Raw genomic sequence first — 10,380 nt, 5'->3', positions numbered from 1 at the left:
GGCGCGGGCGCGGCAAGCGCGGGCCCGGCCGGCGCGGGCCCGACACGCGCATGCCCGGCTGGTGGGGGGCCGCTCGCGCGGGGCCGGGTCACAGCAGGAAGCCTGTGCCGAGCGGGTCGTACGGGTCGGCCACGAAGGCGTGCTCACCGGTGCGGTACGCCGTGCCGGTGACCTCGGTGACGCCGCCCGGCAGGATGCGGCCGGTGAACACCGTCCCCGTGACCGACTCGTGCAGCAGGTCCTCCCCCGGCCCCAGCCGCCCGTCCTCCGCGAGCAGTGCGAGCCGGGCCGAGGTGCCCGAGCCGCACGGTGAGCGGTCGACCTGCCCGTCGGCGAAGACGGTGACGTTGCGCTGGTGCGGCCCGAACGGGGTCTCGGGCAGCTCCTCGTGGAAGGTCACCCCGTAGACCCCGGACAGCAGCGGGCCGTCCGGGTGCCAGGTCGCCGGGTGGCCGGCCAGCGCGGCCCGGATCTCCTGTCCGGCCCGTACCAGGGCGGGCAGTGAGGCCCGCGTGACGTCCAGGCCCAGGTCGCGCGCTGCGACGGAGGCGTAGCAGGCCCCGGCGTGCGCGATGTCCGCCTCGGTGAGCCCGAGCGTGGTGGCGACGGGGATCTTCCGGGCGCCCACCCGGGCCGGGACGTTGCGGAAGGTGACCCCGGTGGTGCGCCCGCCGGTGCGGTGCACCGTGGCGGTGACCCGGCCGGACGGCACGTCGATGCGCACCGGCGCGTCCCCGTCCTCCGGGGCGGTGACCCGGCCGGTGTCCACGGCCCAGGCGCCGAGGGCCATGGCGCCGTGGCCGCAGGCGGTGGAGTAGCCGTCCTTGTGCCAGAACAGCACGCCGAAGTGGGCTCCGTCGTCGTCGGCCGGCACGACGAACCCGCCGTACATCCCGGCGTGTCCGCGCGGCTCCTGCACCAGCAGCCGCCGTACGTCGTCCAGGGGGCCGCGGCGCGGGGCGGTCCCCGAGCCGCCCGGGCCGATGGCGGTGGCGCAGCGCTCCGCGACCGTGTCGCCGGGGACGGGGATTGCCTGTTCGACGGTGTCGACGACACGGAAGGGCTCGCCGGCGGTGTGGTAATCGGTGGTGCGCACGAGGAGGCCGCTCACAGCAGGAACCCGCCGGGGAAGGGGTCGGTCGGATCGAGGAAGTACTGGGCCGTGCCGGTGATCCAGGCCCGCCCGGTGACGGTGGGGACGACCGCCGGGAGCCCGCCGACGGTGGTCTCCCCGACGAGGCGGCCGGTGAACTCGGTGCCGATGAAGGACTCGTTGGCGAAGTCGGCGCCGAGTTCCAGCAGCCCCCGGGCGTGCAGCTGGGCCATCCGCGCGCTGGTGCCCGTACCGCAGGGTGAGCGGTCGAACCAGCCCGGGTGGATGGCCATGGCGTGCCGGGACCGGCGGGCGTCGGAGCCGGGGGCGGCGAGGTAGACGTGCTTGAGCCCGGAGATGGAGGGGTCCTCGGGGTGGACGGGCCGGTCCCCGGAGGCGTTGACGGCCTCCATGAGGGCGAGGCCGGCGGCGAGCAGGTCGTCCTTGCGGGCCCGGTCGAAGGGCAGGCCGAGGTCGTCGAGCTCGACGAAGGCGTAGAAGTTGCCGCCGTAGGCGAGGTCGTAGGTGACGGTACCCAGGCCCGGGACCTCGGCCTTCAGGTCGAGTCCGACGCAGAAGGACGGGACGTTGGTGAGGGTGACGGCGGTGGCCGCCCCGTCCTCGACCCGTACGTCGACACTCACCAGGCCTGCCGGGGTGTCGAGCCGGACGGTGGTGACCGGCTCGACGACGGGCACCATGCCGGTCTCGACGAGCACGGTGGCGACCCCGATGGTGCCGTGGCCGCACATGGGCAGCAGGCCGGAGACCTCGATGTAGAGGACGCCGAAGTCGGCGTCCGGCCGGGTGGGGGGCTGGAGTACGGCGCCGCTCATCGCGGAGTGGCCGCGCGGCTCGTACATGAGCAGGGTTCGGACGTGGTCCGTGTGCTCGATGAAGTGGAGCCGCTTCTCCGCCATGGTGGCGCCCGGGATCACCCCGACACCGCCGGTGATCACCCGGGTGGGCATGCCCTCGGTGTGCGAGTCCACCGCGTGGTAGATGTGGCGCGTACGCATGAAGTCCCCTCGTCCTGTCGTCCCGTCGATGCCTCGCCCCCTCGAAGGGGGGGGTGGAGACGGCCTAGTTCAGTCCCTCGGCGAGCGCCTTCTCGGTGGCGGCGCGGACGGCGGCCTCGGTCTCCCCGGTGAGCGGGAAGCGCGGCGGGCGGGTCGCGCCGCCGGGGCGGCCGGCCAGGTCCATGGAGAGCTTGATGGCCTGGACGAACTCGGTCTTGGAGTCCCAGCGCAGCAGGGAGTGCAGGGACTTGTAGAGCGGCAGGGCGGTGGCCAGGTCTCCGGCGACGGCGGCCCGGTAGAGAGTGGCGCAGGACTGCGGCAGGGCGTTGGGGTAGCCGGCGATCCAGCCGACGGCGCCGGCGAGGGCGAGTTCGAGGAGGACGTCGTCGGCGCCGATCAGCAGGTCGAGGCCCGGGGCGAGCTCGGCGATCTCGTAGGCGCGGCGCACGTCCCCGCTGAACTCCTTGACCGCGACGATCGAACCGTCGGCGTGGAGCCGGGCCAGCAGCTCCGGGACCAGGTCCACCTTGGTGTCGATGGGGTTGTTGTACGCGACGACGGGCAGGCCGGCGCGGGCGGCCTCGGCGTAGTGGGCGCGGACGGCGTCCTCATCGGCGCGGAAGGCGTTGGGCGGCAGCAGGAGGACGGAGCCGGCGCCGGCCTCGGCCGCCTGCTCGGCCCAGCGGCGGGCTTCGGCGCTGCCGTAGGCGGCGACGCCGGGCATGACGCGGGCGCCGTCGCCGGCGGCCTCGACCGCGGTGCGCACGACACGCGCCCGCTCCTCGTCGGTGAGGGTCTGGTACTCGCCGAGGGAGCCGTTGGGGACCACGCCGTCGCAGCCGTTGGCGATGAGCCAGGCCACGTGTTCGGCGTACGCGTCGTAGTCGACGCCGAGGTCCTCGCGCAGGGGCAGCGCGGTGGCGACCATGATGCCGTGCCAGGGGCGGGTGCGGGGCGCGGGGGTGTGCGCGAAGGTCATGAGAAGCTCCCTTAGGTGGTGTGTGACATTTTACTAGTGGGTGTGACGCGGCCACAAGGGCCGCACGCCGCCGATCAGGGTGCGACGGGGGGAAGTTCGGCGGGGGGAAGTTCGGCGAGCAGCCGCAGCGGGACGGGGCAGGACAGCGGCCGCCGGTCGGGCGCCGGCTCCACCCCCGCGAGCGCGGCCGTGGCGGGACCGCACATCCGACCCTGGCACCAGCCCATCCCGGCCCGGGTCAGGAGTTTGACCGTACGGGCGTCCCGCGCGCCCAGGTCGCGGACGGCCTCGCGGACCGGGCCGGCCGGCACCTCCTCGCACCGGCAGACGACGGCGTCGTCGCGGAGCCAGTCGGTCCAGCCGGAGCCGGGCCGGTGCGCCGCCGCCATCGCGCCGGCGAAAGCGCGCAGGCGCGCCCGGCGCCGGGTCAGCGCGGCGGCGACGGGCCGCCGGGCGATGTCGTGGGCCGCGATCTCCCCCTCGGTGAGGGCCAGCCGGGCGCCGCCGACACCGCCGGTCTCCCCGGCCGACCAGATGCCGGGGACCGAGGTGCGCTGCCCGCCGTCCAGGGCGAGGGCGACGGTGCCGTCGGCGGTGGCGCGGGTGGCGCAGCCCAGGGCGGTGGCGAGTTCCAGCTGCGGCACGAGCCCGTGGCCGATCGCGAGCGCGTCGCAGGGAATGCGCCGGGAGGTGCCGGGCAGCGGCCGCCAGTCGCGGTCGAGCCGGGCCACCGTGACGGCCTCGACCCGGTCGGCGCCGTGGGCCTCGGTGACCGCGTGCCGGGTGAGCAGCCGTACGCCGTGGCGCAGCAGGGCCCCGCCGTACGCGGCGGCCTCGACCAGCTTGCCGGGATTGCGCAGCAGGACGGGCAGTCCGCCCGCGTACGCGGTGTACGCGGCGGCCTCCACCACGGCGGGCACGGCGGCGCCGGCGGCGGCCAGCGACCCGGCCGCGGCCAGCAGCAGCGGTCCGCTGCCGGCGACGACCACCCGCCGGCCGGGCAGCACGAGCCCGGCCTTGAGCATGGCCTGCGCGCCGCCGGCCCCGATGACGCCGGGCAGCGTCCAGCCGGGGAAGGGCAGTTGGCGCTCGTAGGCGCCGGTGGCCAGCAGCACGGTCCGCGCGCGAACGGCCGCGGCGCGCTCCTCGGGCCCGTGGCCGGTGACGGCGTGCAGGATCCACCCCTCGCCGGGTCCTTCGGCGGGTGTGGGGCCGGGCCTGTCGCCGGGCCCGGAGCCGGGCCTGTCGCCGCCTCCTTCGCCACCGCGGACCACCGTCCATACGTGGTGACCCGGCAGGTACGTGATCCGCCCGGCCGACTCGTGGGCGCGCAGGGCGGCTTCGCGGTCCGCGAAGGCGGCCCAGTCGTGGTGCAGCGCCTCGGGCCGGGCGGCCCCCAGCCCGGGCGCGGGGCGGCGGTAGTACTGGCCGCCGGGCCGCTCGCCCGCGTCCAGGACGGTCACCCGCAGCCCGAAGCCGGCCGCGGTGACGGCGGCGGCCAGTCCGGCCGGTCCGGCGCCGACCACGGCGAGGTCGGCCACGGCGAGGTCGGCACGGGCACGGGCCGCTGCGGGCGGCGGCGGCGAGTCGGGCTCAGACGGCGAGGTCGGCACGGCCGGTTCCCTCCTGGGTGGTGACGGTGTCCCCCGGCCGGGCCGGGACCAGGCAGGCCCGCTGGTTCGGGGTGCCGTTGACGGTGACGAGGCAGTCGTAGCAGCTGCCGATCCCGCAGAACGCGCCGCGCGGGGCGCCGCCCTCCCGGGTGCTGCGCCAGGCCAGGATGCCGGCGCCCCAGAGCACGGCCGCGATGGACTGGCCCGACTGCGCGGCCAGTTCGCGCCCGTCGAAGGCGATCGGGTAGACGGCCGCCGGGGTGCCGCCGACCAGCGAGCGGGGGCTGCGCATGTGGGGTGCTCCTTCAGGGGGTCGGTGCGGCGGTGAAGTCCCGGTCCGGACGGAAGGGCTCGACGGGCAGCGGGGGCCGGGCCCCGGTCAGCGCGGCGGCGATCAGCAGGCCCGTCGCCGGGGCCAGGCCGATGCCCGCCCCCTCGTGGCCGCAGGCGTGCAGCAGTCCGGGACGGCGGGGGTCGGCGCCGATGGCCGGCAGGTGGTCGGGCAGGTACGGGCGGAAGCCGTGGTACGCGCGCAGGACGCGGACGTCGGCGAGGACGGGGAACAGCGCGGCGGCCTGGGCCGCCAGCCGGCGCAGGGCCTCGGTGGACAGGGCGCGGTCGAAGCCGACCCGTTCCCGGGTGGCGCCGATGAGCACCGGGCCCGCCGGGGTCCCCTCGACCACCGCCGAGGACTGGAGGGCGGCCGAGCCGCTGGCCACGTCCGCGATGTAGTCGGCGGCGTAGACCTTGTGCCGGACCACCCGGGGCAGCGGCTCGGTCACCAGGACGAAGCCCCGGCGCGGCAGTACGGGCAGGGTGGCTCCGGCCAGTTCGGCGACGCGCCCGCCCCAGGTGCCCGCCGCGTTCACGACGGCCGGGGCCAGGATTTCGCGGCGCGCGGTGCGGACGCCGCGCACCGACTCGCCGGAGCGCAGGAAGCCCGTCACCTCCTCGCCGAGGTAGGCCCGGGCGCCCGAGGCGGCCAGCAGTCGGGCGGCCGCCTGAGCCGGCTGGACCTGGGCGTCCTGCGGGTAGTGGAAGCCGCCGCCGAGGCCGGGGGCCAGGTGCGGCTCCCACTCGCGCAGGGCGTCCCCGGGCACCTCGACGGCCTCGACCCCGGCCGCGCGCTGACCTTCGGCGAAGGTCCGCAGCGCCTTCTGGGTGGTCTCGTCGGGGGCGACGACCAGGCCGCCCTTGGGCTCGTACTCGATCGCGCGGGGCAGGGACCCGGCGAGGGCACGCCAGAGCGCGCCCGACAGCAGCGCCAGGTCGAGCTCGGGTCCGGCCTCTTTGTCGGAGACGAGGAGGTTGCCTTCGCCGGCGCCGGTCGTGCCGCCCGCGACCGGGCCCCGGTCGACGACGGCCACGGAGAGTCCGGCGCGGGCGGCGTAGTACGCGCAGGCCGCTCCGACGACGCCGGCGCCGATGATGACGACGTCCGGGGAGTGGGTCTTGGGCACGGCAGTAATATGTCACATTCTTTAGGGAGTTCCCAGAGGTACCGGGAACGCGTGCGGAGGAAGCCCACGGGAGGCCCCCGGGGCGGCCCCTCCCCCGCGCACGAGGGGCCGTCCCGGAGCGGGGGTCAGCCGCGGAGCGGGCCCTCGCAGCTGTAACCCGACGTCCCCGCGACCTTGTTGCTCCAGATCTCGACGGGGCCGAAGGAGCAGTTCATGTCGGCCAGGTTGTTGGAGGCCGCGCCCGCCCGGTCGAGGATGAAGTAGTCGACCGTCTCGGACATGTCCTTGAAGTTCTGGTCGTCGCTGCGCCAGTTCTTCAGGTTCGCGGTGATCCGGCCGGTGCACGTGAAGCGGCGCTTGCCCGGGTCGCCGTTCTCCACGCAGTCCGGGGTGTTGTAGGTGGCCGTGGCGAAGGACGACTTCACCGACGACAGCGCCGCGTCGCGCAGCTGGTCGTTGGGGGTGAAGGTGGTGTTCGGCACGAAGAGCTGGTCGACCTTGGCTATCTGGGCGTTGAGGAAGCGGTCGTAGTCGCGCTGGAGGTAGCTGTCCGAGCCCAGCCGGTTGCGCCAGGCGTCGTACGCGGTGACGTCGCCGGCCCGCAGGTGGGTGTACATCTCGCGGAGCACCGAGGGCTTCTCGGTCCACAGGAACTCGAAGAAGGTGCCCGCGTAGCTGTAGAAGCGGAAGCCGTCGCCCTCGTAGGTGGCGTTCAGGATCTGCTCGACGGTCATCCGCGGGCCGCCGCCGGCCGTGTCGCTGATGATGCTCTTGACCAGGGACTTGCGGACGGCGATGCCGTTGTCGCGGGTCGCGCCGTCGAAGAACTCGGCCGTGCCCTCGTCCATGGCGGTGGTGCGGTCGTTCTCGTACCAGGGCCCCTCGCCGAAGAAGCCGGGGACGGCGAAGCGCCCGTTGAGGTAGTGCGTGTACTCGTGCCGGAACAGCTCTTCCAGCGTCAGCGAGGAGTCCTGGGGGACGCGCCGCTCGTAGGTGTAGAAGGTGGCGCCGTTCTCGATGTAGATGCCGCCGTTGTTGGTGTCGTAGCCGGTCAGGATCGGGTGGTAGTTCTCGTAGTCGGCGCGCGAGGCGTACAGCACGATGTTCAGCGTGGTGTTGGGGTCGCCCGCCAGCGGCTGGTCCGTGCCCAGGACGCGGTGGTACTGCGCCTTGACCTGCTTGCTCGCGTAGTAGAGCTTGTCGACGGTGGCCCGGTCGAGGCCGGTGCGGACCTTGATGGCGCCGTTGTCGTAGGTGTAGGTGTGCGGGAAGATCTGCCGCTCGATGTCCTCCTTGCACACCCCGTACGGCTTGCAGGCCTCGTAGAAGTTCAGCCAGTTGACGAGCTTGGCCCACTGCTGGCTGCCGTTGCCGAAGGTGGCCTTGACGGGCTCCAGCAGGGCTCCGAGGTCGGCGACGACCTCGGCCCTGAGGCCCGCGACCTGGCCGAAGCGGCCGTACTCGCTCAGCGCGTCGCGCGGGACCCAGGCATTGCCCGTGCCCTTGAGGTGCGCGTACGAGGCGAAGGCCTTGAAGGCCGCGCGGTACGCCGGGTCCGCGGCCACCGCCGCGTGGAAGGCGGCGTCCTGGTTGCCCGGGTAGACGCCGAGGTAGTTGACGGAGAGCGCGGCGAGCGCCGCACCGGCCCAGGCCGCGTCCAGGTGGGTGGCCGGGTGGGCGGGGTCCATGGTGGCCAGGACCCGCTTGATGAGGCCGAGCTGGTGCTGGCGCAGGCCCGGCGCGCTCGCCGCGTAGAGCGCCTCGCGCAGGGTGCGGGCGTTGGACGCGGTGGCGTCGAAGGTGCGGGCGGCGTTCCCGAAGTCGGCGACGGCCTGGCGCATGGCGTTCACGGTCGGGGCGTCGGTGACGTCGATCTCGGAGCGCCCGTAGTCGTGGTAGGCGACGGCGTGAAGGTAGGTGAACATCTCCTCCAGGTGCGAGGAGTTGCGGCCGTCGTGGGCGGCGGACAGGCCCGAGATCCGGCGGGAGACCGCCTGCACGTGGGCGTCGGACATCACCGGGGCCAGCCGGGCGTCCCAGGTCCATATGAGGTCCCGCAGGCAGCCGTCGGCGGTGACCGCCTGGTCGCCGAGGAAGTCGGCGAACTGCTCCGGGGTGAGGTTCGTGATCCCGTCGAGGGTGCAGGGCACGGCGACGGCGAGGCTGCGCGCGGTGGGCGCGGCCTGCGCGGCCTTCCGGCTCTTCTCGCTGCGCTCGCCGGCCGCGAGTGCCGCCTGGACGGCGCCGGGGATCCGCCCGGCCGGGGCGGCGGCGGGGGCGGGGGCCGCGGCGGACGCGGCCCGGTCCGTGCCCGGTGCGGGGGCGGGCGCCGGGGTGTTCTCCTGGGCGTTCGCGAACCGCTCGACCTCGTCGAACGGGTTCGCGGCGGGGGCGCCGGTGAAGGCGGCGGGGGCGGCACCGCCCGCGGCGGCGGTCCGGGCGCCCGAGTCGGCGGCCTGGGTCACGGCCTGGCCCGCGGTGGCGAGGAGGGCGACCGCGACGGCGGCCGAGAGGAGGGACGTACGCACAGCTCTGTGCTGGAACACCAAGGACTCCTGATGAGGATGGGAGGTGGGGGCGTGGTGCGTGGTGCGTGGTGTGCCGCGTCCGGTGAGGAGCGCGTGAACTGCCCTGCGTCACCCGGCGTTTGACGGGGATTAACGTGCCGCGGTGTGAGCTGTAACATAGTAATGTGAAATTGCACTGACAAGCCCTGTGCGCCCACCAGTTCGCGTCTTCTCGATGGAGCCTCCATGACCGACGCCCCCTCGCACCTCAATACCGGCAGCCACGACCTCGCGGTATCCCCGGAGTTGTCCCGGTTCATGGCGGGTGACTGGGCCCCCTCCCCGCTGCCCGCGTCCGACCGCGTCGCCGCGTACGCGGTCACCCCGGCCCGTAGGGCCAGGCTGTCGGCGCTCTTCCCCGGCGAGCGGCTGGTCGTCCGGGCCGGCGAGCTGAAGGTCCGCACCAACGACTGCGACCACCGGTTCCGCCCGTACAGCGCCTACGCCTGGCTGACCGGCCTCACCGGCGAGGACCAGGCGGGGCACGTCCTGGTCATGGAGCCGTCGGGCCCGCACGCCCACGAGGCGGTGCTGTACCTGCGGCCGCGCTCGCCCCGCGCCGACGGCGACGGCGCGTTCTACCGGGACCGCAGGTACGGGGAGTTCTGGATCGGCCGCCGGCCCGAGCTCGCCGAGGCGGAGCGCCTCACCGGCATCCGCTGCGCCCCCCTGGACGCTCTCGGGTCACCGACGGGGCGCGACGCGGCCTCGGACCCGGAGCTCGCCACGGCCCTGTCGGAGCTGCGCCTGGTGAAGGACGCCTGGGAGGTCGGACAGTTGCAGCAGGCCGTCGACCACACGGTGGCCGGCTTCGAGGACGTCGTACGGGCCCTGCCCAGGGCGCTGGCCCACCCGCGCGGGGAGCGGTGGATCGAGGGGGTGTTCGGCCTGCGCGCGCGGGCCGAGGGGAACGGCACCGGGTACGAGACGATCGCGGCGTCGGGCGCGCACGCGTGCGCGCTGCACTGGATCCGCAACGACGGCCGGCTGAACGGGGACGAACTGCTGCTCCTGGACGCGGGCGTGGAGACCGACACCCTGTACACGGCGGACATCACCCGGACCCTCCCCCTGTCGGGCCGTTTCTCGCCCGTCCAGCGACAGGTGTACGAGCTGGTCCTGGCCGCCCAGGAGGCGGGCATGGCGGCGCTGCGGCCGGGGGCCAGCTTCCGGGACTTCCACCGCGCCGGGATGCGGGTGATCGCGGAGGGGCTGGCCGACTGGGGCGTCCTGAAGGACGCGGAGGGCGACCTGCACCGGCGCTACACGCTGTGCAGCAGCGGGCACATGCTGGGCCTGGACGTCCACGACTGCGGCAAGGCGCGGGCGCAGAGCTACCTCGACGGGATCCTGGAGGTGGGGCAGGTCCTCACCGTGGAGCCGGGGCTGTACCTGCAGCCGGACGACGAGACCCTCCCGGCGGAGCTGCGCGGCATCGGCGTGCGCGTCGAGGACGACCTGGTCGTCACGGCGGACGGCGCCCGCCTGATGTCCGGCGCGCTGCCGCGCACGGTCGACGGCATCGAGGAGTGGATGGGCGGCCTCCTGGACGCGGCCCGGGGCTGATCCGCGGCCGCCGCCGGCTGCCGCCAGGTTGGCCCGGGGCCGCCGCCGGCTGCCGCCAGGCCCGCCCCGGCCCGCCCCCGGGC

8 protein-coding genes are annotated in these 10,380 nt (G+C 74.8%); 1 reads left to right on the top strand and 7 read right to left on the bottom strand.

Translation table 11 applies throughout. From position 1 onward, the window contains the following. Positions 1–88: 88 nt before the first annotated feature. The 7 genes from ACFWUQ_RS29955 to ACFWUQ_RS29925 form a co-directional block, all read right to left on the bottom strand. Complete coding sequence (locus ACFWUQ_RS29955; RefSeq protein ID WP_384544274.1) at positions 89–1,111, bottom strand: proline racemase family protein; 1,023 nt, start codon at positions 1,109–1,111, stop codon at positions 89–91. Then, positions 1,108–2,112, bottom strand: coding sequence for a proline racemase family protein (locus tag ACFWUQ_RS29950; RefSeq protein WP_384544272.1), 1,005 nt, complete (start codon positions 2,110–2,112; stop codon positions 1,108–1,110). The genes ACFWUQ_RS29955 and ACFWUQ_RS29950 overlap by 4 nt, the downstream gene beginning before the upstream one ends. 64 nt (positions 2,113–2,176) lie before the next feature. Further along, positions 2,177–3,091: a dihydrodipicolinate synthase family protein gene (locus tag ACFWUQ_RS29945; RefSeq protein ID WP_384544270.1), complete on the bottom strand. Its 915-nt coding sequence runs from the start codon at positions 3,089–3,091 to the stop codon at positions 2,177–2,179. Positions 3,092–3,165: 74 nt separating this feature from the next. Further along, positions 3,166–4,704 carry an FAD-dependent oxidoreductase gene (locus tag ACFWUQ_RS29940; RefSeq protein WP_384544268.1) on the bottom strand — a complete coding sequence of 513 codons (1,539 nt, stop codon included), beginning with the start codon at positions 4,702–4,704 and terminating at the stop codon, positions 3,166–3,168. After that, the gene (locus ACFWUQ_RS29935; RefSeq protein ID WP_384544266.1) at positions 4,685–4,996 is read right to left on the bottom strand and encodes a (2Fe-2S)-binding protein; all 312 of its coding nucleotides are present in this window, start codon (positions 4,994–4,996) and stop codon (positions 4,685–4,687) included. Before ACFWUQ_RS29935 ends, ACFWUQ_RS29940 begins: the two co-directional genes overlap by 20 nt. Before the next feature lie 13 nt (positions 4,997–5,009). Then, a complete protein-coding gene (locus tag ACFWUQ_RS29930; RefSeq protein ID WP_384544264.1) occupies positions 5,010–6,164 on the bottom strand; it encodes an NAD(P)/FAD-dependent oxidoreductase in 1,155 nt (384 codons plus the stop codon). Positions 6,165–6,289: 125 nt separating this feature from the next. Continuing rightward, complete coding sequence (locus ACFWUQ_RS29925; RefSeq protein WP_384544262.1) at positions 6,290–8,710, bottom strand: collagenase; 2,421 nt, start codon at positions 8,708–8,710, stop codon at positions 6,290–6,292. Between the two features lie 207 nt (positions 8,711–8,917). On the opposite strand from ACFWUQ_RS29925, the gene ACFWUQ_RS29920 reads away from it, so the two are divergent. After that, a complete protein-coding gene (locus tag ACFWUQ_RS29920; RefSeq protein ID WP_384544260.1) occupies positions 8,918–10,297 on the top strand; it encodes an aminopeptidase P family protein in 1,380 nt (459 codons plus the stop codon). Positions 10,298–10,380: the final 83 nt, after the last annotated feature.

Source organism: Streptomyces sp. NPDC058662 (genome assembly GCF_042716255.1).
GTDB lineage: Bacteria > Actinomycetota > Actinomycetes > Streptomycetales > Streptomycetaceae > Streptomyces.
The sequence above is the reverse complement of the archived record's forward strand: the minus strand, read 5'-3'. Positions and strand labels throughout refer to the sequence as shown.